General features: G+C 60.6%; 20 protein-coding genes. 13 read left to right on the top strand and 7 right to left on the bottom strand.

What is annotated here, in order from left to right:
- The first annotated feature begins 38 nt into the window (after positions 1 to 38).
- Positions 39 to 383, top strand: a complete 345-nt coding sequence (locus IC231_RS14115) for a translation initiation factor (protein WP_190785156.1) — start codon at positions 39 to 41, stop codon at positions 381 to 383.
- Positions 384 to 1,154: 771 nt separating this feature from the next.
- Positions 1,155 to 3,266, top strand: coding sequence for a glycoside hydrolase family 97 protein (locus tag IC231_RS14110; protein ID WP_190785155.1), 2,112 nt, complete (start codon positions 1,155 to 1,157; stop codon positions 3,264 to 3,266).
- 130 nt (positions 3,267 to 3,396) lie between these two features.
- Here IC231_RS14110 and kdsB read toward each other — a convergent pair whose 3' ends face one another.
- The gene (gene kdsB, locus IC231_RS14105) at positions 3,397 to 4,143 is read right to left on the bottom strand and encodes a 3-deoxy-manno-octulosonate cytidylyltransferase (protein WP_190785154.1); all 747 of its coding nucleotides are present in this window, start codon (positions 4,141 to 4,143) and stop codon (positions 3,397 to 3,399) included.
- A 270-nt stretch (positions 4,144 to 4,413) separates the two neighbouring features.
- Here kdsB and IC231_RS14100 point away from each other — a divergent pair, with 270 nt between their 5' ends.
- The 6 genes from IC231_RS14100 (at position 4,414) to rlmF (ending at position 11,338) form a co-directional block, all read left to right on the top strand.
- On the top strand, positions 4,414 to 5,406 hold the full coding sequence (locus IC231_RS14100; RefSeq protein ID WP_190785153.1) for a LysM peptidoglycan-binding domain-containing protein: 993 nt from the start codon (positions 4,414 to 4,416) through the stop codon (positions 5,404 to 5,406).
- A gap of 133 nt (positions 5,407 to 5,539) precedes the next feature.
- Positions 5,540 to 6,298: a TIGR02757 family protein gene (locus IC231_RS14095; RefSeq protein WP_190785152.1), complete on the top strand. Its 759-nt coding sequence runs from the start codon at positions 5,540 to 5,542 to the stop codon at positions 6,296 to 6,298.
- Between the two features lie 19 nt (positions 6,299 to 6,317).
- The gene (locus IC231_RS14090; protein WP_190785151.1) at positions 6,318 to 7,013 is read left to right on the top strand and encodes a hypothetical protein; all 696 of its coding nucleotides are present in this window, start codon (positions 6,318 to 6,320) and stop codon (positions 7,011 to 7,013) included.
- Positions 7,014 to 7,120: 107 nt separating this feature from the next.
- A complete protein-coding gene (locus tag IC231_RS14085; protein WP_190785150.1) occupies positions 7,121 to 9,538 on the top strand; it encodes an endonuclease MutS2 in 2,418 nt (805 codons plus the stop codon).
- Between the two features lie 194 nt (positions 9,539 to 9,732).
- The gene (locus IC231_RS14080; RefSeq protein ID WP_190785149.1) at positions 9,733 to 10,383 is read left to right on the top strand and encodes a Pr6Pr family membrane protein; all 651 of its coding nucleotides are present in this window, start codon (positions 9,733 to 9,735) and stop codon (positions 10,381 to 10,383) included.
- 31 nt (positions 10,384 to 10,414) lie between these two features.
- Positions 10,415 to 11,338, top strand: coding sequence for a 23S rRNA (adenine(1618)-N(6))-methyltransferase RlmF (gene rlmF / locus IC231_RS14075; RefSeq protein ID WP_190785148.1), 924 nt, complete (start codon positions 10,415 to 10,417; stop codon positions 11,336 to 11,338).
- A gap of 191 nt (positions 11,339 to 11,529) precedes the next feature.
- Here the strand turns inward: rlmF and IC231_RS14070 are convergent, their stop codons facing one another.
- The 6 genes from IC231_RS14070 to IC231_RS14045 all read right to left on the bottom strand — a co-directional run bounded on the left by IC231_RS14070 (position 11,530) and on the right by IC231_RS14045 (position 19,032).
- Positions 11,530 to 13,848, bottom strand: a complete 2,319-nt coding sequence (locus tag IC231_RS14070; protein ID WP_190785147.1) for a phospholipase D-like domain-containing protein — start codon at positions 13,846 to 13,848, stop codon at positions 11,530 to 11,532.
- Positions 13,849 to 13,983: 135 nt separating this feature from the next.
- Positions 13,984 to 15,012 (bottom strand): UDP-N-acetylmuramate dehydrogenase, encoded by a 1,029-nt coding sequence (murB, locus tag IC231_RS14065; protein ID WP_190785146.1) that lies wholly within the window; start codon positions 15,010 to 15,012, stop codon positions 13,984 to 13,986.
- A gap of 125 nt (positions 15,013 to 15,137) precedes the next feature.
- Complete coding sequence (locus tag IC231_RS14060; protein ID WP_190785145.1) at positions 15,138 to 16,541, bottom strand: sugar MFS transporter; 1,404 nt, start codon at positions 16,539 to 16,541, stop codon at positions 15,138 to 15,140.
- A gap of 78 nt (positions 16,542 to 16,619) precedes the next feature.
- Positions 16,620 to 17,309, bottom strand: coding sequence for an aquaporin (locus IC231_RS14055; protein ID WP_190785144.1), 690 nt, complete (start codon positions 17,307 to 17,309; stop codon positions 16,620 to 16,622).
- Between the two features lie 88 nt (positions 17,310 to 17,397).
- Positions 17,398 to 18,447, bottom strand: coding sequence for a hypothetical protein (locus tag IC231_RS14050; protein ID WP_190785143.1), 1,050 nt, complete (start codon positions 18,445 to 18,447; stop codon positions 17,398 to 17,400).
- 33 nt (positions 18,448 to 18,480) lie between these two features.
- Complete coding sequence (locus IC231_RS14045) at positions 18,481 to 19,032, bottom strand: hypothetical protein (protein WP_190785142.1); 552 nt, start codon at positions 19,030 to 19,032, stop codon at positions 18,481 to 18,483.
- A 94-nt stretch (positions 19,033 to 19,126) separates the two neighbouring features.
- On the opposite strand from IC231_RS14045, the gene IC231_RS14040 reads away from it, so the two are divergent.
- The 5 genes from IC231_RS14040 to IC231_RS14020 all read left to right on the top strand — a co-directional run bounded on the left by IC231_RS14040 (position 19,127) and on the right by IC231_RS14020 (position 25,226).
- On the top strand, positions 19,127 to 20,353 hold the full coding sequence (locus tag IC231_RS14040) for a THUMP domain-containing class I SAM-dependent RNA methyltransferase (RefSeq protein WP_211539062.1): 1,227 nt from the start codon (positions 19,127 to 19,129) through the stop codon (positions 20,351 to 20,353).
- 200 nt (positions 20,354 to 20,553) lie between these two features.
- On the top strand, positions 20,554 to 21,936 hold the full coding sequence (locus tag IC231_RS14035) for a DEAD/DEAH box helicase (RefSeq protein WP_190785141.1): 1,383 nt from the start codon (positions 20,554 to 20,556) through the stop codon (positions 21,934 to 21,936).
- Positions 21,937 to 21,953: 17 nt separating this feature from the next.
- Complete coding sequence (locus IC231_RS14030) at positions 21,954 to 22,286, top strand: low molecular weight protein tyrosine phosphatase family protein (protein WP_190785140.1); 333 nt, start codon at positions 21,954 to 21,956, stop codon at positions 22,284 to 22,286.
- A 67-nt stretch (positions 22,287 to 22,353) separates the two neighbouring features.
- Positions 22,354 to 23,295 carry a M90 family metallopeptidase gene (locus tag IC231_RS14025; RefSeq protein ID WP_190785139.1) on the top strand — a complete coding sequence of 314 codons (942 nt, stop codon included), beginning with the start codon at positions 22,354 to 22,356 and terminating at the stop codon, positions 23,293 to 23,295.
- A 74-nt stretch (positions 23,296 to 23,369) separates the two neighbouring features.
- Entirely contained in the window at positions 23,370 to 25,226 is a 1,857-nt protein-coding gene (locus IC231_RS14020) for a M2 family metallopeptidase (RefSeq protein WP_190785138.1), read from the top strand.
- The last annotated feature ends 1 nt before the right edge of the window (position 25,227 follow it).

Genomic DNA, 25,227 nt, shown 5'->3' with positions numbered 1-25,227 from the left:
TTTGCATCCTACCTTCCAGCAAGCTGCACCTCCAATCCATGAAAGCCGACAAAAATCGCCGCCAAGGCGTGGTGTATTCCACCAACCCCGATTTTGAGTACCAGGAAACCGGCGACGAAACCACCGCCACGCTGCCACCCCAGCAGCAAAACCTGCGCGTGCAACTCGATAAAAAGTCGCGCGGGGGCAAGCAGGTGACACTCGTGACCGGTTTCGTGGGCCAGGATTCCGATTTGCAGGACCTGGGCAAGCTGCTCAAAACCAAGTGCGGCGTGGGCGGCAACGCCAAAGACGGCGAAATCATCATCCAGGGCGACTTCCGTGACAAAGTGCTGGCCGTGCTCCTGGAAAAAGGCTATAAAGCCAAGAAAGCGGGTGGGTAGGCTGCAAAGCGGTTTTCAGTTGCTTGTGCTTGCCTCATTCCTTGCGGCATGCCAATCCAACATGCGCCCGCTCAACGAAGCCGAAAGGGAAGTAGAGCAGAAGCTGGAATCCTATCTACAGCACAAAGCCGGCTGTCAGAAAACGTGGTACCAGAGGTGGTTTCCGCTGCTGTTTCCGATGAGGTGTGCGGCTCGGCTGAGCTGCTATTCCGGATTTTATCGGAATGGCGTGAAGACAATGGACGACTCTGTGGCGACTAGCTTCGGGGTAAGTGTGTTTGAGCAGGATACTACCACAAGTATCTGCAATAGGGATAGTACTGAGCTCAAGAAAGACGCTCGATATTTCGCCCGGCAATTGCGCCCGGTACTCTTGCCCGCAGGTGAGTATGAGGGAGTTATGGTTGACTTTAGCAGCTGTGTGAGCGAACATCCGGGTGGATGCTCTCCCGCGTGTGAGCGAAGCATTTGGCTTTCTGTGCGGGATACTTCCGGTTGGGCGACGGCTCCGCTGCGTACTACGAATAGCCGATACCGGAGCCGTCCTATTACCAATTGGGAGGACCAGGAATGATGAGCCAAAATCAGAAACAGTCCCGTTTTAGATTTTGTAGAACCATGTAATTGGTCAATAGCGGCCGGAAACCGGGTAACGCAATAGTAGCAGGCCCGGCCCGGATGCCGGAACTTGCGCCGCAGACGGCGCGGCACTTAGCTTCCGGGCAGAGCGTCATCGTGTTAGTCCTTTTCCTTCATTCCCACCTTCTCCGCATGACTTTATCCCGACTTTCCCTGCTGTTGCTGTGTTGCTTTGCGTGGAGCGCCGCCCGCGCCGAGGACATTCAGTCGCCGAACAAGCAGCTGACGCTGAGCGTGAACGTGCAGGCCGACGGCGTGCCCACCTACAGCCTCAGCTACAAAGGCCGCCCGGTTCTGAAAACCAGCAAGCTGGGCCTCGACCTGAAAGGCACCACCAGCCTCACCAGCGGCTTCAGCCAAACGGCCGCCGAGCGCCGTACCGCCGACGAAAGCTGGCAGCCGGTGTGGGGCGAGGTGAAAACCATCCGCAACCACTACAACGAGCTGGCCGTGACGCTCACGCAAACGGCCACTAAGCGCGTGATGCGGGTGCGGTTCCGGCTGTTTGATGACGGCCTGGGCTTCCGCTACGAGTTTCCGCGCCAGCCGGAGCTGGCTTATTTTGTGGTGAAGGAGGAGCGGACGCAATTTGCCCTCAACGGCGACCAGAAGGCCTTCTGGCTGCCCGGCGACTACGACACGCAGGAGTACAGCACCGTCACCTCAAACCTGTCGGAAGTACGGGGCAAAATGAAGGCGGCTACCACGCCGAATGCCTCGCAGACGCCTTTCTCGGCTACGGGCCTGCAAACGCCGCTCATGCTCAAGAGCAAGGACGGCCTCTACATCAACATCCACGAAGCCGCCCTTATCGACTATTCGGCCATGCACCTGGAACTCGACGATAAAAACTTCGTGCTGGAGTCGCACCTGACGCCCGATGCCCTCGGCGACAAAGGCTACTTGCAGACGCCCTGCCAGTCGCCGTGGCGCACGGTGATTGTGAGCGACAAAGCCGCCGATATTCTGGAATCCAAGCTCGTGCTCAACCTCAACGAGCCCACCAAGTTCAAGGACACGTCTTGGATCAAGCCCGTGAAATACGTGGGCGTGTGGTGGGAGATGATTACGGGCAAGAGCACGTGGTCGTACACGAACCAGGAGAACATCAAGCTCGATTCCATCGACTACAAAACGGTAAAGCCCAACGGCACGCACGCCGCCAACACGGCCCACGTGAAGGAGTACATCGATTTTGCGTCTAAGCACGGATTTGATGCGGTGCTGGTGGAGGGCTGGAATACGGGCTGGGAAGACTGGTTCGGCAAGCACAAGGACTACGTATTCGACTTCGTGACGCCGTACCCTGATTATGATGTGCAGGAGCTGCAGCGCTACGCGGCCAGCAAAAACGTGCGCATGATGATGCACCACGAAACCAGCGGCTCGGCGCGCAACTACGAGCGGCATCTGGACACGGCCTTCCAGTTCATGAATAAGTACGGCTATACGTCCGTGAAAACCGGCTATGTGGGCGACGTGCTGCCGCGCGGGGAGCACCATTACAGTCAGTGGCTCATCAACCACTACAATTACGTGCTGACGAAAGCAGCCGAGCACAAAATCATGGTGAACGGGCACGAGGCCGTGCGCCCCACCGGCCTGAGTCGGACGTATCCGAACCTGATTGGCAACGAGGCCGCTCGTGGCACCGAGTACGAAGCCTTCGGCGGCAACAACGCCGACCACACCACCATTCTGCCCTTTACGCGCCTGATTGGCGGCCCAATGGACTACACGCCGGGTATCTTCGAGACGAAAGTCAGCAAGCTTAACCCCAGCAATACGTCGTTTGTGCACAGCACCTTGGCCCGCCAGTTGGCCCTCTACGTAACGCTCTACAGCCCGCTGCAGATGGCCGCCGACCTGCCCGAGCACTACAACCAGCACCTCGACGCCTTCCAGTTCATCAAGGACGTGGCCGTGGACTGGGATGATACGCACGTACTGGAAGCCGAGCCCGGTGACTACGTGACCATTGCGCGCAAAGCCAAAGGCAAAAGCAGCTGGTTCATTGGCAGCTCCTGCGACGAGCAGGGCCGCACCAGCACTATCAAGCTCGATTTCCTGGAGCCCGGCAAGAAGTACGTCGCCACCATCTACGCCGACGGCAAGGACGCGCACTACGAGAAAAACCCGCAGGCCTACGCCATCCGCAAGCTCAACGTGACCCGCAAATCCAAGCTGGCGCAATACTGCGCGCCGGGCGGCGGCTACGCCATCAGCGTAATGGAAGCCAAGTAACGGAAGTTATAAAGTAATTTGTCATCCTGAGCAAAGCGAAGGACCTCATCATGTGAAAACGAGTTGCTGAAACGACTCGTGCTAACGTGATAAGGTCCTTCGCTTTGCTCAGGATGACACGTTTTTACACCTACAGCCCGCGCAGGTGCTGCAACGCCCGCTCCACGTCTTCAGGCGTGTCGATGCCGATGGTTTCCAGCTCAGTTTCGGCGGTCTGGATGCGGTAGCCAGCTTCCAGCCACCGCAGCTGCTCCAGGCTTTCGGCCAGCTCCAGTGGCGAGGGTGGGAGCTGGGTAATGGCTGTTAGCACGTCGGGGCGGTAGGCGTAGAGGCCAATGTGACGCAGGTAGCGGTGGTGCTGCAGCCACTCAGCCTGCGGATGCTGACGCTGGTAGGGCAGAGGATGGCGGCTGAAATACAGCGCGTTGCTCTGTGCATCGAGCACTACTTTGGGCAGGTGCGGGCTGAACAGCTCCTCGCTGCTGACGACCGGCTTCACCAGCGTAGCCAGCGGGGGCGGCTGCGGCACCGCAAACAGCTGCACCAGCGCATTAATCTGGGCGGGATGAATGAACGGCTCATCGCCCTGAATATTGATGATGCAGTCGGCGGCCACGCCCAACTGCTCGTAGGCGTCGCGCACCCGGTCGGTGCCGCTGGGGTGGTCGGGGTTGGTCAGCACGGCTTCTCCGCCAAAACCCAGCACGTGCTCCAGGATGCGCGCATCATCGGTGGCCACCACCACCCGGCTCAGGCTGGATTGGCGAGCCTGCGCCACCACACGCTGAATCATGGACTGGCCACCGAGGTCGACGAGGGGCTTGCCGGGCAGGCGGGTGGAGGCGAAGCGGGCGGGAATGATGCCGATGGCGAGCATAAATGGCAGCTGGAAAAGGTGAAAGCACAAACAACGGGAAAAACCGTCGGGCCAGCTAACTCACTTCTTTTGGTACGCAAGTGCCGCTCAACGCCCGGCTGCTCACCCAGCTATAAAACCCAGTATTTTCTGGAAAACGAGCAATAAAAAACCGATGTCGTGCTATCAGGCTGGGCTACTGCGCGCGAATCCCTAACTTTCGGCAGAATTTATGCACGGCAGCGGTTTTTTGCCGTTTAGTGTCCGTTGCTGCCTTTGCCTGTTGATTGTATGTTCCGATTTTCGTTGCTGTCCGCCACGCTTGTTCTTTCTGGTTTTTCGGCTCTGGCGGCCCCCGGCCTGGTAGCTCCTCCCGATTCTATCGGGGTGGAGTACCGCAATGGCAAGATGCTGATTAAGCACCGCGTGGCGCCCGGCGAAACCCTCTACGGCCTCTCGCGCCGCTACAAAGTGCCCGTGGATCAGATAGTGGAAGCCAACGCGGGCCAGAATGGCGCCCTCGTTACGGGCCAGATTGTGTTGGTGCCTCGCCAGCGGGCGGTTATGAACACGCCCACCGCGCCCAAGGCCGCTACTGCTACGGTTCCTGCGGCTTCCGCAGCGTCCCGCGCCTTGCCTACCGACGCCCGTGGTAACCGCGTGTATAAAGTAGAAGCCGGGCAGACGCTCTACGCCATTGCCCGCCGCTTCCAGACAACACCCGCCGAGCTGGCCCGCCTCAACGGCTTCACCACTTCCTACAACGTGCGTGTAGGCGAAACCCTGATTGTGGCTGCCGGTAGCGCTCCGGCCCGCCGCGAAACGCCTACTGCTCCGGTCACGCGTGAGCCCGCCGTAGCCGCTGCGCCCGCCCCGGTCCGCCCAACACCCGCGCCAACCCGCGCCGAGCGGCCGGAAGAAAGCAGCAAACAGCCCGATAAGGACACGGCCGTAGCCGCCCCTAGTACCCCTAAAGAGAAAGAGGAAGACCGCACCACCCGCGCCAGTGAAATTGTGCACCGCGTGACGGAAAGTGGCCTGGCCACCAGCATTCCTAACAGTACCACCGACAAGTACCTGGCCCTGCACAAAACGGCCGCCGTGGGCACCATCATGCAGGTGCGCAACATCATGAATGGGCAGTCGGTGTACGTGCGTGTTATTGGCCCTTTGCCGGAGACCGGCGAAAACAGCAACATTCTGGTGCGCCTCTCGCCCCGCGCTGTGCAGCGCTTGGCCACCCCCGACGCCCGCTTCCGCGTGGAAACCAGCTACGTGCCGTAGGGGAGGAAATAATCCAATTTAGAACGGTCATGCTGAGCGCAGCCGAAGCATCTTGGTAGTGTGGTAAATGATTCTACCACACTACCAAGATGCTTCGGCTGCGCTCAGCATGACGGCTTTTAGTCTTGCAAGCATGAACCACGCCCAGGTCCGTACCATTCTTGAGGAAAACTATGCCCGCTACAATCAGCCGGCCTTCATCCTCAACGACCCTATCCAGATTCCGCACCGCTTTACGCAGCGGCAGGACGTAGAAATCAGCGGACTGTTTGCGGCGCTGCTGGCCTGGGGGCGGCGGCCTACCATTATTAGCAAGGTGACCGAGCTGCTGCGCCGCATGGACGACGCGCCCTACCAGTTCATTACCCAGCATTCCGACGACGACCTGAAACGCCTGTTGGGCTTCTGCCACCGCACCTTCTGCGACACCGACCTGCTCTACTTTGTGCACTGGCTGCGCTGGTACTACGGCGGCCACGCCACGTTGGAAGACGCCTTTCTGATCGGTAGCACCCAAAAGGAGCGGCTCGAAAATTTCCACAACCTGTTCTTCAGCCTCGACGACGCGCCCCAGCGCACGCGCAAACACGTAGCTACGCCGGCCCGCGGCTCGGCCTGCAAGCGCGTGAACATGTACCTGCGCTGGATGGTCCGCCAGGACAGCCACGGCGTGGATTTTGGCCTCTGGACGCACCTGCCCATGAGTGAGCTGGTCTGCCCCTGCGACGTGCACGTGGAGCGGGTAGCGCGCCGCCTGGGCCTGCTGGACCGCAAACAGATGGACTGGCTGGCCGCCGAAGACCTCACCGCCCACCTGCACACCTTCGACCCACAGGACCCCGTGAAGTACGATTTTGCCCTGTTCGGGCTGGGCGTGGAAGGGGAGATGTAATGCATATAAGCTGGGTGAAATGACAACTACTTACACTATTCAAAACCTGGAGAATGGGCCTTCAACTGGTATCTCCTTGGGTGTATTCTTGGTATATGCAGTTACAGGAATAGCAGTACCTATAAGGCTGGATTTTACCACGGCTTATTATTGGGTCTGGATAATTGCATGGACTGTCGTGTGTTGTGCTATAGGGTATTACGCAATCAAAAAGATGGCTCTGCGTGAGATTGTCGTGGCATTAACAGCCGAAAACCTGGCTTTCCAATCTGCCGGCTTACCGGAGCAAATCGTCCCTTTACAGCAGATTGTTTCCTACTCGTACTACAAGAACGGAGAAGACGGCCGGTTTCGACTGCGCCTTCATTCTGGTGGTAAGATAGAGCTCTGTCATAGCGCAACGTTCTGCCCGGCCGACGACTTCCATACGTTTGCCGCTGATTTTGAACGCCACCAAACTATGGCAGTGGTACCTGAGGAAAAGCCAACTAGTTCTGGTGAAGTGAGGAGCACTATTCAGCGTGAAAAAACATTTTTTGAAAAACCAGTAGCCACTATAGTAGGCTGGTTTATCGTGGTTGGATTGTGCTACTTCACCTACCACTTACTCCAACACGGCCTTAAGGATGGAAAATGGGGTGCTGTGTGTATGGCATATGCCAACGGACTAGCTTATCTGGGTACCTGGTGGAATGCCCGCCGCGCCAGAGGGTAAAGTATAGGCGTGAACTTCGGGCAACACTTTATTAACTCCACTGAATCTTTCCCGTCTCTGCTACTGTTTATCTTCGCATTCCATTCCGATTTTCAAGACTACCTGATTTGATTCTTCCTCAGAATTTCGAGCAGAAAATAGGCTTCGCGCAGCTGCGCGAGATGCTGGAAGGCTTGTGCCTGAGCCCACTTGGCCGCCAGTTTCTGGCCAAGATGAGCTTCCAGACCAAGCACGACCAGCTCCAGAAGCTCCTGCTCCAGACCGACGAGTTCCGCTTCCTGCTGCACAGCGGAGCCGACTTCCCCTCCCAGCACTACCACGACGTAAACCCGCAAATGGTGCGGGCCAGCCTGCCCGGTGCCTACCTCGACGTAGCGGCCTTCTTCGCCGTAAAAATGAGCCTGCGCACCATTCGGCAGGCTCTCACCTTCTTCACGCAGGCCCCCGAAGACCTGTACCCGACCCTGCGCCTGCTCGGCATTGGGGTGCAGGTAGACCGCAACCTGCTGGCCGCCCTCGACAAAGTGGTGGACGACGAAGGCCAGGTGCGCGACGACGCCTCGCCGCTGCTGCGCCAGCTTCGGCAAGAGTTGATTACGCGCCAGGGCCTGCTGCGCAAGCAGATTGCTGGCATCCTGCGCCACGCCAAAAACGAAGGCTGGGTGCCCGACGGCGCCGAGCCCACCATCCGGGGTGGCCGCTTGGTGCTGCCCGTTATTGCCGAGCACAAGCGCCGCGTGAAAGGGTTGATTCACGATGAGTCGGCTTCGGGGCAGACGGTGTTTATTGAGCCGGAAGCCGTTTTTGAGCTCAATAACGACATTAAGGACCTCGAAAACGCCTACCAGCGGGAGCTGATCCGCATCCTGACGGCTCTTACCGACCAGCTGCGCCCCCACATTCCGGACCTGCGCAAAGCCTACCAGTACCTCGGCCTGCTCGACTTTATCCGGGCCAAGGCGCTTCTGGCGCTGCGCCTGGAAGCCACGCTGCCCGCGCTGCACCCGCGCCCCCAGATGCTGTGGAAGCGGGTGCGCCACCCGCTGCTCTACCTCGCGTTTCAGAACCACGCCAAGGACGACCCGCGTGAAGTGGTGCCGCTCGATATTGAGCTCACGCCGGAACAGCGCATCCTGCTGATTTCGGGGCCGAATGCCGGCGGTAAATCCGTGAGCATGAAAACGGTGGGGCTGGTGCAGTACATGCTGCAGTGCGGCCTGCTGATTCCGGCCGGTGAAGGCTCGGAGGCGGGCATGTTCGATGATATTTTTCTCGATATCGGCGACGAGCAGAGCCTTGAAAACGATTTGAGCACGTACTCGTCGCACTTGCTGAGCATGAAGCAGTTTGTGACGCTGGCCGGCAAGCTCAGCCTGATTCTGATTGACGAATTCGGGACGGGCACGGAGCCGGTGCTGGGCGGCGCCATTGCCGAGTCGGTGCTGGAGCAGCTGAACCGGGCGCGCAGCTTCGGGGTCATCACCACGCACTATACCAACCTCAAGAACTACGCCGAGCGCACGCCCGGCATCGTGAACGGGGCCATGCGCTACGACCCCGAGCAGCTGCAGCCGCTCTACCGCCTCGAAATCGGGAAGCCGGGCTCGTCGTTTGCCATCGAAATTGCCCGCAAAATCGGCTTGCCGAAGCAGCTCGTGGAGCGCGCCACGCAGCTGGTAGGCAAGGACAAAATCCGTTACGACCGGCTGCTCGAAGGCCTCGAAAAGGAAAAGGCCGACCTCGAAGCCCGCACCGCCGAAGCCGCCAAGCAGGAGCGCCGCCTCAAGAAAGCCGCCCAGGAATACCAGGACCTGAAGAAGTACCTCGACGACACCACGCTGGAAGTACTGCGCGAAGCCAAGCAGAAAGCCAAGCTGCTCCTGCGCGACACCAACCAGCAGATTGAGGCCACTATCCAGGAAATCCGCCTCGGCCAAGCCGACAAGGAGAAGACAAAGGAGGCCCGCGGCAAGCTCGATACGTTTGTGCGCGAGAAGCTGCAGATTGAGCCGCCCAAGCCCAAAGCCACCCGCGAGCTGGCCGAAGCCGGCACGCTCAAAGTCGGCGACAAAGTGGCGCTGATTGGGCAGGAAGGCTACGGCGAGCTGATGAGCGTGAAGGGCAAAACCGCCGAGGTGAGCTTCGGGGGCATGAAAACCATCGTGAAAATCGGCCAGCTCGAAAAGCTGACGCGCTCTGAAATTCGGGAGCGGGAGAAGGAGGCGGCCCGCAAGGCTCCGTCGCAGTACGCGGGCTTTGATACTACGGGCAAAATGTCCAGCTTCAGCCCCACACTGGATTTGCGCGGCGAACGGGCCGAAGATGCCCTCACCAAAATCACGGCTTATGTGGATGATGCCGTGATGCTGGGCGTGCCGGAAATCAAGATTCTGCACGGCCGCGGCAACGGCGTGCTGCGCCAAGTAGTGCGCGACTATCTGCACCGCACCCGCCAGGTGGCCAGCGTCGCCGACGAGCACGCTGACCGGGGCGGCGACGGCGCCACGGTAGCCGTGCTCAAGTAGGACCACGGATTAGCACCGATTCTGTGGACATCTGAAACACAAAGGGTCTGGCGGAACGCGTGAGCGGCTTCGCCAGACCCTTTTTCAGTGCGGGCGCCACAGCCCAAGCCGATACCGGCTCTGAAACGATTGTGCTATATTCGGCAGGATCGATTTTTCGGCCACCGTAGTACCTGCTTTCTGTGCTGAGCACTATGCAAGATTCCCGTCGAATTTTCTGGCCGGCTATAGCTGGGGCGCTGCTGGCGCTAACGGGGCTGCTGGTGCAGTTCTACGTCACGTTCAGTAGCCGCCAACTGCCGCCGCTGGAAACCGTTGTGCGTTTCTTCAGTTTCTTTACCATTCTGACTAACACGCTCGTAGCCGGCTATTTCCTGGTGCGCAGCCTTAGGCCAGGGTCCGCGGCCGGGCGCTGGGCGGCCCGGCCGGAGGTAGGTACGGCCCTTACGGTGTACATTGTAGTGGTAGGGTTGGTGTATCAGACTGCGCTACGTGGGCTGGTGCCGTTAGCAGGTGCCGGAATCGTGGCGGATAACATCATTCATGGCCTCGTACCTTTGTACATGTTCGGCTTCTGGCTTCTGGTTGTCTCGCAGCAACCAGTGCAGTTGCGCACTGTACCCTATTGGCTGCTCTATCCGGCAGCTTATCTGGCTTACACATTGCTGCGTGGGCCTTTTGCTTCGTTCTATCCCTATCCATTCGTGGATGTTGGGGTGCTGGGCTACCGGCAGGTACTTGTCAATAGCTTACTGGTATTGCTGGCGTTGCTGGTAATTTCCGGGCTGCTGGGTGCCTTTGCTAACTGGCGCTATCGTCGGAATCTGCCAACTGTCCCACGGTAGTTTCTCTCTATTTCTCTTTTCTTCCTTCGTTTTGCATCCTCGCAACCGCCACTCCGCCCGCTACGACTTCGCGCATCTTATTGCCGCCAGTCCGGCCCTCGCGCCCTTCGTGGCCCCCAATAAATACGGCGACGAAAGCATTGATTTCTCTGATTACGCCGCCGTAAAGGCCCTGAACCAGGCTCTGCTCAAGCAGTTCTACGGCGTGGCCAGTTGGGACATTCCGGCCGGCTACCTGTGCCCGCCCATTCCGGGCCGCGCCGACTACCTGCACCACGCCGCCGACCTGCTGGCCACCGCCAACGGGGGCGAAGTGCCGCAGGGCAAGGCCGTACACGTGCTGGACGTGGGCGTGGGCGCCAACTGCGTGTACCCCATCATCGGGACGCGCGAATACAACTGGCACTTCGTGGGCTCCGATATTGATGGCGTGGCCCTGAAGGCGGCCAAGCACATGGTGGCCGCCAACCCCGTGCTGGCCGGCCGCATCGAGCTGCGCCAGCAGTACCACGCCACCGACATTTTCGACGGCATCGTGAAGCCCCGCGAAGAGTTCGACCTGACGGTGTGCAACCCGCCCTTCCATGCTTCGGCGGAAGAAGCGGCGGCCGGCAGCCAGCGCAAAGGCCGCAACCTGGGCTACGCCAAAACCCTGGAGCCCGTGCTCAACTTCGGGGGGCGCAACACGGAGCTGTGGTATGAGGGCGGCGAGGAGCAATTTGTGCGCCGCATGGTGGAGCAGAGCGTGCCGCTGGCCTCGCGGGTGCTCTGGTTTACGTCGCTCATCTCCAAAAAGGAAACCCTGCGCAGCATCTACTACTTCCTCTCCAAAACCGCCGCCCTCGACGTAAAAACCATTGAGTTGGTGCACGGCCAGAAAGTCAGCCGCCTCGTCGCCTGGACGTTTCAGGATGCCGAGCAGCAGCACGCTTGGGCCGCCCGCCGCTGGAAGTAAGGCGGTTAAGGCTGATGTAGAGACGCGTATTCGCGTCTCGGCGTTGCTGATGTTGTTTATCCTATCTGCCCGGATGGCGCAGAGCTGGCCGTTCAATGACAAGACGCGACTACGCGTCTTGTCGTCGGCCTGAAACAGAAAAGGCCGCTCCCGATTAGGAGCGGCCTTTTTGTTGGGGTATTTCTATCTGGTTACTCTACTACCACGCGGCTAACCTGCGTGGCTTCCGGCGTCACAATCTGTACTAGGTAGAGGCCGGCTTTCAGCTGCGAGCCGTCGATGGCGACGTCCTGGCCGTTGAGGGCGCGGGTCTGCTGGAGCACCACGCGGCCGGTTACGTCGCGCAGCGTGATGGTGGCGGTGCGGGCCTTGCTGGCTTCCAGACGCAGCGAGAACTGGCCGTGCGTGGGGTTCGGATATATCTGCACGCTGCTTTGCTGCACGGTGGCGGCTTTGTTCGACAGGGTGAGGTTGCAGACGGCTACGCCGCGGTTCTGCTCGGCAATGCGCGCCGCAAATTCCTGGTAGTACTGGTTGGTGATGCGGGCATCGTGCACGATGAGCGTGTTTTCGTCATTCTCGGTGTTGGCCGAGAGGCTCCAGTTGTGCGAGCCCACAAACACCTGCGGGTCGGACTGCGACGCGCCGGCGTCGATGATGGCGTATTTGTGATGCATGATACCGGGCGTATTTTTCACCATGGCGCGGGTGCCCATGGCCTGCCGCACGAGGCGGAATACGCTACCGGCATTGGTAGAGCTGGTGTCGTTGTTGAGCATTTCGGAGCAGGCCGCAATGTTGCGCAGTAGCACCTGGTCGCGGATAGCGCGCCCGATGTCGGTCTGCGTGTTGAGCATGGTGGCAATGTGCAGGTCGTTGTCGGCGGTGCGGATGGCATCGATGAGGCGGCCGTTCACGTTATCCGTCGGCGAGAACCACGACTCCACCAGCTTGCCCCCAATGTTGAGGTAGTGCGGCGTGTTGTCGGTTTTGCGCGAGCCGAACTTCACGGCCCCGGTGGTAGTGCCGCTGCCGCCCCACATTTCCTCAAACTCCATCTTATAGACGCGGGCCAGCGCCTGGTCCTGAATTACGATGACGTTGTTGCGGTCTGTGGAAAGCTGCGCGCCGGTCCAGTTCGTGGAGCCGGTCCATACCCACGGCACATTGGGGTTAGTGTCTTCAGCATCAATGATGACGAATTTGTTGTGCATGATGCCCTGGATGGTGCCGCTGCCGGTCTGGGTGCGGCCCGTTTTGGCAATGGCGGCGTTCAGGCCTGGTACGCTGAGGTTGGCGTTGTCATCCTCGTAAATCACGCGCACCCGCACGCCGCGGGCCTGGGCGGCATTCACCGCGGCCAGAATCGTGGGGCTGTTCCAGTTGTAGATGGCAATGTCGAGGGTGGTGGTGGCGCGGCCGATGTAGCGGGCCAGTGTGTCGGCTACGGCGCCGCTGGGCAGGAACAGGGCGTTGTTGCCGGGCAGGGCATAGGTGTTGTTCACCGGGTTGGTGAAGTAAGTCCGCATCTTGCCAGATGAAAGCGAGGCCGTAATCATGGGCACCACCCGCGACTCGGAGAGGCCTGTAGCGTTGGTGCTGCTGGCTTTCACGTAGTATACCGTAGCCGGCATCAGGCCCGAAATGGCCAGGCTGTGCGTGGTGGTGCTGGCGGCGCTGGTAACAGGCGTGAATGGACCGGTAGCCGAAGTGGCGTACTCCAGCTTGGTGTTGCCGGCGTTCTGCGTCGTGAAGTTTACCGTGAAGCCCGATGTGGTGATGTTGGTCGGGAAGGGCGTATTGACTACGTTGGGCGTGTTGCCCTGCTGAAAATCTTCGTAGAGGCGCGGCAGCAATTGATAGCCGGGGCCGGTAGGGCCGGGGGCAGTAGTCGTGAACTGGCTCATGATGCCCACGGCATCAAAAGTGCCGGTAGGGGAAGGCTTACCCACCAGGCCGTAGGGGCCAGTAGAGGCTGCATTTACATAAAGCACCGTTGCTGCATTGTTGTTGATGCGGAACGTGGTGCTGCTGAACGAGGTGACAGGCGCGCCGGTGCTGGTGGTGATGGACGTAGCGCCGTTCAGGCGTACCAGCTGGCCTTCATACTGCTCCGCGTAGGCGGCCGTGAACCCCCCGGCCGGGAAAGCCACGGGCGTAGGTAGCGGCCGGTTGCCGGCCAGTACCGTCAGCGACGTGACGGGGTCCAGCTCCAGCAAACCGCGGAAGTCCTTGAGCGTGCCGGTCACGATGATGGAGTCGCCGGGGACGATGCTGGTAGTGAAAGTGGTGGAGTAGACCCCGATGCCCGCCGTGCCATCCTGCATGTAGCGGATGGCGCCCAGTTCGGGGCCGTTCGTAACGATGCCGCGCACCGTGACAGTGGCGCCGGACGTGTTGAAGGCCGGCGCCTGCGCACGGGCCGCGGCAATCGTAACGGCCGTTTGGGCCTGCGCGGGCCGGAATGCGGCCATGCTACAGAGCAAAGCCAGAAGAGTAAAGTTCTTCATAGAAGAAGTGAGAGTGGGAAATGACTGTAGTTCAGGCTGAAACAGACCACAAATATCCTGGATTTTGGGCAGAATGCAGCCAGCGGCAAGATGAACTGTGTATTATAAAATTTGGATGAAGATGCGCCCTGCGGTCTACATAATATTCACCTCGGGATGCAGCTCGATGCCGAACTTCTCGCGCACTGACGCAATGATTTCGTAGGCCAGGTCGCGGATGTCCTGGCCCTGGGCGCCGCCGTGGTTGACGAGCACCAGCGCCTGCCGGTCGTGCACGCCGTGGGGGCCGCGGCGCAGGCCTTTCCAGCCGCACTGCTCAATCAGCCACGCGGCGGGCACCTTCACGCCGCCGGGCACCGGGTAGCCGGGTAGGGCCGGGTTCTGGCTTTTCAACTCGTCGAAGCGGGCCTGCGAGATTTCCGGGTTCTTGAAAAACGAGCCGGCGTTTCCAATCTGGGCCGGGTCGGGGAGCTTGCTGCGCCGGATGCTGCTCACGGCCTCGCTCACGTCGCGCGGGGTGGGCTCGCCGGCCACGCCCATGTCCTGCAGCGTGGTCTGGATGTCGCCGTAGCGCACGTTGGTGCGCGCCTCGCGGTGCAGGCGCAGCAGCACCCCGGTCACGATGAACTGGTTTTTGAGCGGCCCCTTGAACACACTCTCGCGGTAGCCGAAGCCGCACTCCGCCGCCGAAAAGGTGCGTAGCTCGCCGGTGGCCGTTTCCAGTGCTTCGAGCTGCTCAAACGTGTCCTTCAATTCCGAACCATACGCCCCGATGTTCTGCAGCGGGGCCGCGCCCACCGTACCCGGAATCAGCGAAAGGTTCTCGATGCCGCTCAGCTCTTGGTCGAGGGAATATTGCACCAGTCCGTGCCAGCTCTCGCCGGCGCCGGCCCGCACCAGCGCCGAAGCATCGTCCTGGCTGATGATTTCGAGGCCCCGGATTTCATTCTTGAGCACTACGCCGCCAAAATCCTGGGTGAAGAGCAGGTTGGAGCCGCCGCCCAGCACGAGTTTCTCGCTTTGTTGCACTTCTGGCAATGCCAGCAGCGCCCGCAGCTCATCCACAGAACTGAAACGGGCAAACAGACGGGCCTTCACCTCCAGGCCGAAAGTGTTGTAGGGGCGAAGTGAAACGTCGTGTTCGAGAACGGGAGCCGAAGCCATAGCAGGAGCGGTAAGAAAGTTGCCCGGCAAAGGTAAGCTGCCCGCGGCTCTGTAAAACACACCACCCCGGCGCTGCCAGCAAGGGCAGGCCGGGGCGGCGTGGGAAGTCGGAGAGAAATGAAGGCTTACCGCACGCGGTAGCCGCTCACGGCGTAGTAGAGCAGGTAGGCGTAGCAGAGCACCGGCAGCACAAACGCCACGCGCAGCCCCCCGCCATTGGTAGCAATCCAGCCCATGAGTAGCGGTATCACGGCGCCGCCCACAATGGCCATAATCAGGTAGGAAGAGCCCTGCTTGGTGAAGGGGCCGAGGCCTTTGATGGCCAGCGGAAAAATAACGGGCCACATAATGGAGTTGCAGAGGCCGCAGAACACCACCAGCCACAGCGCCGTTTCGCCGCGCAGCACCAGCGAGGCTAGCACAGCCAGCCCGCCCGCCGCGCACACCGCTACCAGCATGGGCCGGTCGGGGTAGCGGCGCAGCAGCGGAATGCCGATAATGCGCCCAATCATGGAGCCAAACCAGTAGGAAGCCACCAGCACCGCGCCCACCGATTTGGTGAAGCCCGACGTGGTATCAACGGGCAGCGGCGACTGGCCAATAAGCACCAGCCCGAAGTTGGTTGCCGCGTTTAGTCCCCGTACCAAGGCCTGCGTAAAGCCGCTGAGCTGGCTGATGTTCTGGGCCTCGCCGTAGCGAATCAGAAAGTCACCCAGGCCGACTTCCACGCCCACGTACACGAAAATGGCTACTACGCCCAGTACCAAGTGGCGAAAGTGCAGCGCCGAGGTGCGGCCTTGCAGCAACGAGGTATCGGTGGCCGATACTTCTTCATCGGCCGGAATGCTTTCCAGATCGGGCAGACGGAGCAGGTAGAACACGCCGGCCAGCACCGCCAGAAAGGCGGCCAGCCACAGGTAAGGGGTTTTCACGAGGGCTGCTTCTTCCAGCAGCCGCTGCGAAACGGGCATAGTGGCGAGCCGCTCTTTCAGCATGGCCGTGCTGCCAAACAAAATCAGGCCGCCCACCAGCGGCGAGAGGGTGCCGCCCAGGTTGTTGGCCACGCCCACCACGCTCACGCGGCTAGCCGCGCTTTTGGCGGGTCCCAGCACTGATACGTAGGGGTTGGCGGCCACCTGCAGCAGCGTGATGCCCGCGCCCAGCAAGCCCAGGCCCGCCAGAAACAAGCTGAATTCACGGGTGTTAGCGGCCGGCACAAACAGCAGCGCGCCGGCTGCCATCACCAGCAGCCCGACCACAATGCCGCGCTGGTAGCCCAGGCGTTTCAGCACGTAGCCAGCCGGCAGCGACATCAGGAAATAGGCAATGAAGAAGGCAAACGGCACCAGCGACGACTGCAGATCCGTGAGCTGGCACACGTCCTTCAGGTAGGGCATTAGCACCCCATTGAAGTTGGTGACGGCCCCAAACAGAAAGAACAGCGAGGTCATGGCCGCCATGGGCAGCGCATAATTGTGGGCCGTGTCGAGCTTGGAAACAGTGGGAGAGGAGGTAGTCGGAACAGCCATGCAAGGCGGAATGAGGGGGAACGGAAAGCCTTAAAGATAACGGGTAATGCGCAGTTGGACGCAGCGCGGCGTGCGGGACTAGGCGGGCTCCTCGCACTCGGCGGGCACGGTGGCCGTCACCACTGCCTGGGGCTTGGTCAGAAACTTCCAGGTGAAAACGGCGGCCACTGCCCCAATAGTGGGCGCCACCAAGTATAGCCACAGGTGCTCCAGATGCCCCGACACCACGGCCGGCGAAAACGAGCGGGCCGGGTTCATGGAAGCCCCGCAGATGGGGCCGGCAAACATGGCTTCCAGCAGCACCACCGCCCCGATGGCCAGCCCCGCAAACATGCCCTGCTCCTTGGAGCCGCAAGCCACGTTCAGAATCACGAGCATCAGGAAGTAAGTCAGGATAAACTCCAGGATAAACGATTGGGCCCCAGTACCGGCCGGCAAAGTGGCCCCCAGCAGCTCGTTGGCCGGAAACAGATAGCGCAGCGCGGCACTGGCCAGCACGGCGCCAAGTAGCTGGCTGACAATGTAAGGCAGAATCTGCCTGGCCGGGAACTTGCCCGCCACGGTAAAAGCAATGGTCACAGCCGGGTTGAAATGCGCCCCCGATACACTGCCCAGCGCGTAAATCATGGCACTCACGATGAGTCCGAACGTCATGGCCACGCCCACATGCGTAATGGCTCCCTGAGTCTCCTGATTGATGATAATAGCGCCGGTGCCACAGAATACAATGGCAAAAGTGCCCAGCACCTCAGAAACGTAACGCTGCATACATCGAGGAAATAAGGATAGCCAGGCATACGGCCGGCCGGGGCGCGCCGGATTGAAACTGCAGCCGCAAACAAACGGAATTTCCGGCTTACAGCGGAAACTGCCGGCGTAGCTGCTGGTAGCCGGGGTGGTCATCGAGGCTGGTGAGGCTCTCAAACATGCTGATGAAGGTGCGCACCAGCTCGGGGTCGGTGGTTTGCAGGGCCCGGGCCTCGGCCACCCGATCCAGGTTGTACTGGCCCAGAAACACCACCAGCGCCCGGAACGGCTCCTTAGCCTCGGCATCGAAGCGGATCAGCAGCTGCAGGGGAAGCACGGGCACCAGTTGATGGATGCCCAGGCCAGCTGCGCGCTGCTCAGGATGCTCCGAGAGCGTCTGGAAGGCGTCTTCGAGCTGGCGCAGCGTGGCCTGGTGCTGGTCGCGGTGCTCCTGCCAGTATTCCGGGGCAATATCGTCAGCCTCGGGATGAAACTGCTGCCACACGCCCTGCACGAAGTGGTGCAGGCGGCCGTGCTGATCGGCGGTGGGCGGCAGAGAGTCGGGCGTTTCGTCGGCGGCGAGGGTGGCCAGGTAGAACTCGCGGGCGTCGCGGGCGCGGTCCAGCAGTTGGTCGTGGATGCGGTCGGTGAGGGCGCGCATTTCGCGCTGGTTGAGCTCGGGGCGGTGGTGGCGGGCGTAGAAGGTGCCGATGGCGGCCGAGTCGGTCATGATGGCCAGGTACTCGCTGCCGGCCGACTCTTCCAGAAACTCCGCCATGCGCACCATAATCGGCTGAAACCCTTTGTACAGCTCCCGCGTGGCGTCACTGATAGTCACGACGGCACTCTTGATCTGCTGCTCCACGGCGTTGGAGCTTTCCACCAGCTGGCGGGTTTCGGCGGCCAGTTCCCGGGTTTCGGCGGCCAGCGTGTGCATCTGCTGCATGGCCTGGTCGGAGTTGCGCGAGGCCTCATCAGCCGCCTTCCAGCTCTGAAACGCCACAAACAGCCCCAGAAACGAGGCCACGCTGCCAATGATGGAATAGTCGCCGTTGAGGGCCTTGTAAGATGTGTGTCCAAGCAGGGCCAGCGCTACGAACAGCGCCAGGTAAAACAGCGAGTTTTTGTTGGGGTCGAAGAGAAAGGAGTGGCGGGCCATGTGAGCGGGGTGGGGATAAGTTTGGCGAACGACTCAGCGTACCTCGGTGGGGGGCTTTTGTATGAAATAAAACAAGTCTCGCTCCAGCTCAAACGCGGCTCGCTGCATGCGTCGGCGGGCCATGATGTAAGGCCAGCCAACGAAGAAAGAGCCTGATAACAGAACCGCAGCCAGCAAAATCAGCCCACCGACCAGGGGCAAGCGCTGGTCTTGAGTGATGAACGTTACGAGAAAAAACAGCAGGGCCACAACATAGAAGAAGGCGAAAAACAGGAATCTACCAGAGGCTCCGTTCAACTCGCCTTCTAGCCGGGTTCCTGCCTGGGTTGGCAGAGCTAATCCTTCGAAATGGGGTAGATAGAACTGGTTGCCATCGGGGCGGGGCTTCAGCCGGATGAGGTCGGGCCGCACGACACCGCTGTAGGGAGCAACGAAAGGAGAGAAGATGCTGCCTAGCCGGCCAAACGGATTCAGGTGCGGCGGCGCCACGTGCGGTTGCAGCCGCTGCACAAACTCGTCTGTAGCAACCGGGAATTCCAGCGCAAAGGGCGCAATCAGCCGGATTCGGCGTAACAGTTGTTTCATAAAATAATTAGAGTCTGCCAGTCTGCCCAGCCGTGGGGCTAGCTACGGGTAAAGATAGAGCCGGTGCGGCCGAAGCCCATTACTTTCCCGACCTTTGCACCTTCAACCTTCACGCACCACCCCGCTTATGGCCCAGGCCCGCCGCTCCGCTCCGTTCTACATGACTGCCACCACCCAGTTCGGGCTCGAAGAAATTCTGGCCGAAGAGCTGTACCAGTTGGGGGCCGAAATCGAGAAGATAGGCCAGCGGGCCGTGGAGTTTGTCGGCGACATGCAGCTGTGCTACGAGGCCAACCTGTGGTGCCGCACCGCCGTGCGCATTCTGCGGCCCTTCGCCGGCTTCTACGCTCCCAACGAAAAGGCGCTCTACCGCGAAGTAGGCCGCATCAACTGGCAGGACTACATCCAGCCCGATCAGACGTTTGCCATTACTTCGGTCGTTAATAATTCCACCTTCGAGCACTCGCTGTTCGTAGCGCAGCTCGCCAAAGACGCCATCGTGGACCAGTTTCGGGAGCGGACCGGTCAGCGCCCCAGCGTCGACGTGAAAAACCCCGATATCCGGCTGCACCTGCACATGCTCGAAAACGAAGTGGTGCTCAGCCTCGATTCCTCGGGCGAGTCGTTGCACAAGCGCGGCTACCGCCAGCAAACCAACGTGGCCCCGCTCAATGAGGCGCTGGCCGCCGGCATCCTGCTGCTCGCCGACTGGGACGGCAAAAAAACGGTGGTAGACCCCATGTGCGGGTCCGGCACGCTGCTCACCGAAGCGGCCCTCATTGCCCAGCGCATTGCGCCGGGCCTGTACCACCAGGGCAAGTTCGGGTTCGAGAACTGGCCCGATTTCGATAAGGCGCTCTGGGAAACGGTGCGTCTTGATGCCGAGCAGGCCCGCCTCGACGAGCCCCAGGCCCTGCTCTACGGCTCCGACCTGTCGCCGGAGTTCATTGAGTTGGCTCGCGAAAACGTGGAGGCCGCTGGCCTCGAAGACTTTATCCGCTTTGCCGTGCGCGATGTGAAAGACGCCACCGCCCCCAAAGGCGAGCCGGGCATCGTCATCATGAACCCGCCTTACGGCGAGCGTATCGGTGAAGAAGCCGAAATGGACGCCCTCTACAAAACCATCGGCGACACGCTCAAAACCAACTTTCAGGGCTACGACGCCTTCATCTTCACCGGCAATCTGGAAGCGGCCAAGCGCGTGGGCCTGAAAACCTCCCGCCGCATTCCGTTATATAACGGCCCGATTGATTGCCGCCTGCTGAAATACGAGCTGTACCGTGGCAGCCGCCGCACTCCGGCCCCGGAAACCCAGGAGTAAGCTATATAAATACCTGTCATCCTGAGCAGCGCGAAGGACCTTCTCACGCTAGAACTATTCTGTTCAACGTGAGAAGGTCCTTCGCGCTGCTCAGGATGACAGGTATTTGTAAGACTTGTTCAAGTAGTGTGGCGCTCTTTTAGTGCATTGTCTAAAGCGTGAGGCACAACCGCGTACCTTTGCAGACTAATTCCAAGTTTATGTCTTCCTTCGCCGACCTCGGCCTCGCGCCTTATCTTCTGCAAGCCCTCGAGGAGCTGCAATTCGTTCAGCCTACGCCCGTGCAGGAGCAGGTGCTCCCCCTCACGCTCGATGGGCAGGACGTAGCGGGCCAGGCGCCCACCGGCTCCGGCAAAACCGCCGCCTACGGCTTGGGCCTGCTGCAGCAGGTAGACGTGAAGAACGATGCCGTGCAGATGCTGGTGCTGGTGCCCGCCCGCGAACTGGCCCTGCAGGTGCGCGACGCCCTCAAGAAGATGGGCAAGTTCCTGCCCAACCTGCGGGTGGCTGCCTTCTATGGTGGCCACGCTTTCGGCGAAGAAAAAGCTTCGCTCACGCAGGCGCCGCACATTGTGGTAGCCACGCCCGGCCGCTTCCTCGACCATTTAGAGCGCCGCACCATCATCCCGAATCAGCTCAAGAGCCTGGTGCTCGATGAAGCTGACAAGCTTCTGGAGCTGGGTTTTCAAGATGAGCTGGTGGAGATAGTGAAGCGCCTGCCGCGCCGCCGCCAGACCTTGCTGTTCTCGGCTACGATGTCGGACAAGGTGCTGGAACTGATCCGCAAGAACCTCACGCGGCCCCGCGTCATCAACCTGGGCGAGGACGACGACCGGCTGCCCGAAAACCTCACGCTGCTTGGCCACGTCGGCCCGATTGAGTTGAAGCCGGCGGCGCTGCTGCACATCCTGCGCCAGCCCGAAACCGGCCGCGCCCTCATCTTCTGCAATACGCGGGAGCGGTGCATGGAACTGGCCCGCTTCCTACAGGGCCGCGAAGTAGCCGCCGAAGTACTGCACGGCAAAATGCCCCAGCCGGAGCGCGACAAGGCTTTGCTGAAGCTGCGTAACGGGTCCAGCCAGGTGCTGGTAGCCACTGATGTAGCCGCCCGCGGCCTCGACGTGACCCTGCTCGACACTGTGGTGCAATATGACGCGCCTGACAAAGCCGACGGTTTCCAGCACCGGGCCGGCCGTACGGCCCGCGCTGGCGCGGTCGGCACAGCCCACATCCTGGCCACGCCCAAAGAGCAGGACCACGTAAAAAAGTGGCCCGTTGCCGAGAGCATCAAGTGGAGCCAGATGATAGCGCCCAAGTTGCCGCCGGCTGCTCCCAAAGCGCCCAAGCCCGAAAACGTGACGGTACACGTAACGGCCGGAAAGAAGGACAAAGTCAGTGCCCATGACTTGGTAGGCGCCTTCGTGAACGTGGGCGGCGTGGCCCGGGAGCAGGTCGGCCACATCGAGGTATTCGATTACTACAGCTATGTAGCCGTGCCGCGCGGCCAGGTGCAGGACGTGGTACAGCGCCTGCTGGGTGCCAAGGTGAAAGGCAAAAAAGTACGCGTGTCCATAGTTCAATAGAACAGCAAACTCGGTCATTGGCCCAGCAGCTTCTCTTCATCTGTAGCCAGAACCGCTGGCGTAGCCTCACGGCCGAGCGGCTGTTTGAGGGTCATGCTACCTATCAGGCGCGCTCGGCCGGCACGGAGCCGGGGGCCAGAGTGCGGGTCACGGCGGGGCACCTGGGCTGGGCCGATGTGGTGTTTGTGATGGAGCGCAAACATGCGGATATTCTGCGGCAGAAGTTTCCGGAGGCAGTAGCTGGCAAGCCAGTCGTCACGCTACGCATTCCGGATAAGTTTCAGTTCATGGACCACATTCTGCAGGACCTGCTGCGCGAGCGGCTACGGGAGCATCTGCCGCAGCTGTAGTGCCTGAACTGGGGCAAAATAGTGCCTTATTCTACAACCAAACCGTATTGCGGCCGTTTACCGGCGCATGCCTTATCTTATTTTTGCCGCTATAGTCGCGGTATTACTCTTCATTTTCTACCGCTACATCACGGCCGATTCGCGCCGCCGAACGGCGGCGCTGGCCGAGGAGTTTCCGGTCGAATGGCGGCAAATCCTGGCAGAGCGGGTAGCCTTTTACCTGTCCCTTACACCGACCGACAAAGCCCGCTTTGAAAAGCGTCTGCAGGTATTCCTGGCCCAAACCCGCATCACTGGCATCCAAACCGACATCGATGATACTACGCGGGTGCTGGTGGCGGCTTCGGCCGTTATTCCGGTATTCGGCTTCCCTGATTGGGAGTATGGCAACCTAAGCGAGGTGCTGGTGGTGCCCGATGCCTGGAGAGAGCAGCAGGACCCCAATAAGGAAGTGGCACCGCTGGCCGGCACGCTGCTGGGCTCGGTGCGCAATTTTCAGACTTCGCACTACATGCACCTGTCGAAAGCCTCACTGGAGCGCGGCTTTCAGGATTCATTGGACAAGCAGAATGTGGGTATTCATGAGTTTGCCCACTTGCTGGATGAGGCCGACGGCGTGATTGACGGAGTACCCGCCACGGTGTTTCCAGCGGCCCTGCGCCCGGAGTGGGAGGCGGTGATGGCGCGTGAAATTGCGGCCATCCGGGCCGGAAACTCGGAAATCAACGACTACGCCGGTACCAACGAAGCCGAGTTCTTTGCCGTCGTGACGGAGTACTTTTTCGAGAAGCCGGAGAAGCTGCAGCAGCACCATCCGGAGCTATATGGCTTGCTGCTGCTGGCTTTCCGGCAGAACCCTAAAAGCCGCTTTCTGCGCTGGGCTACCGATCCGCGCGAGTGGCTCAAGACGCTGCGGAGCCGGCGCAAGTTCGGCCGCAACGACCCATGCCCCTGCGGTAGCGGCAAGAAGTATAAGGACTGCCACTTACAGGAGCGGGCGGCCGCGTAACACCACTATTCGGTGTAGAACTAGCAATTCGGTGAGGTATGTACCTTAGCGAAAACCAATCGGCTCTTGCTCCCATGAAAAAGACCTTCCTGCCCGTACTTACGGCTGCTGTGCTGGCCGCCTGCGCTCCTACAGCCAATACGCCCTCGGCTACCACTGCGCCAGCATCCACCACGCCCGAGGCGGCCACGCAGCCGGCCGTACCGTCGTGGCCGGAGCGGGCGGAGGCATTTCTGAAGACGTATACCGCCGAAGCGCAACGACTCTACACGCAGTCGGCGGAAGCGGAATGGCGCTCCAACACGCGCATTGTGCCCGGCGACACCAGCAACGCCGGTGCCACGGCCCGCGCCAACGAGCGGATGGCAGCCTTCACGGGCAGCGCCGAAAATATCAAGGAGTTGCGTGAACTGCTCGACCACAAAGACCAACTCACGGAGTTGCAGGTGAAGCAGCTACAAACAGCCCTCTACAACGCTGCCAATTCGCCCCAGACTATTGCTGATGTGGTGCGGCGGCGCATCAAGGCCGAAGCCGCGCAAACCGAAAAGCTCTACGGCTTCGACTACAAGTACGCCGGCAAATCCGTCACGACCAACGACCTGGACGAGCTACTGCGCAAGGAAAAGAACCCCGCCAAGCGCCAGCAGGTCTGGGAAGCCAGCAAGGCCATCGGTCCCACCCTGAAGGACGGTCTGCTGAACCTGCGCGACCTGCGCAACCAGACCGTGCAGGCCCTCGGCTACCCCGACTACTTCTCGTATCAGGCCTCCGACTATGGCATGAGCCGCGAGGAAATGCTGACGCTGGTACGCAAAATCAATGACGAGCTGCGCCCTTTGTACCGCGAGCTGCACACCTATGCCCGCTATGAGCTGGCCAAAAAGTACGGTCAGAAACAGGTGCCCGACTACCTGCCCGCTTCGTGGCTGCCCAACCGCTGGGGGCAAGACTGGAGTGCTATGGTGGATGTGAAAGGCCTCAACCTCGACCCGATACTGGCCAAGAAAGGCGCGGAGTGGCAGGTGAAGCAGGCCGAGCGTTTCTACCAGAGCCTGGGCTTCCCGGCGCTGCCGCCGGTGTTCTACGAGAAGTCGAGCCTTTACCCGCTGCCCAAAGACGCGGCTTACAAGAAGAATAACCACGCCTCGGCCTGGCACATGGACCTGAACCAGGACGTGCGCAGCCTGATGAGCGTGGAAGGCAACACGGAGTGGTACGAAACTACCCACCACGAGCTGGGCCACATCTACTACTACCTCACCTACGCTAACCCCGATGTGCCGCCGCTGCTGCGCCAGGGTGCCAACCGCGCCTACCACGAAGCTATGGGCAGCCTCATGGGCCTGGCCGCCACCCAGAAGCCGTTTCTGGCGGGCCTGGGGCTGGTAGATGCCAAAGCCAAAACCGACCAGACCCAGACGCTGCTTAAGGAAGCCTTGAACTACGCCGTGTTCATTCCGTTTGCCTCGGGCGTGATGAGCGAGTGGGAGAGCAGCTTCTACGCCGATAAGCTGCCCGCCGACCAGCTCAACGCCCGCTGGTGGGCGTTGGCCAAGCAGTATCAAGGCATTGTGCCGCCCACCACGCGCGGCGAAAACTACCTCGACCCGGCCACCAAAACCCACATCAACGACGACCCTGCTCAGTATTACGACTACGCCCTGAGCTACGTCATCCTGTTCCAGCTCCACGACCATATTGCCAAAAACATCCTTAAGCAGGACCCGCACGCCACCAACTACTACGGCAGCAAAGAAGTAGGCACGTTCCTGGCCGATATTATGCGGCCCGGAGCCAGCAAAGACTGGCGCGTGGTGCTGAAGGAAAAAACCGGCGAAGACCTCTCGGCCCGCGCCATGGTCGAGTACTTCCAGCCCCTGATGGCGTACCTTAAGCAGCAGAACAAAGGCCGTAATTACACGATGTAGC

Origin of the sequence: Hymenobacter duratus, from assembly GCF_014698995.1 — a bacterium.
GTDB classification, from domain to species: domain Bacteria; phylum Bacteroidota; class Bacteroidia; order Cytophagales; family Hymenobacteraceae; genus Hymenobacter; species Hymenobacter duratus.
The sequence above is the reverse complement of the archived record's forward strand: the minus strand, read 5'-3'. Positions and strand labels throughout refer to the sequence as shown.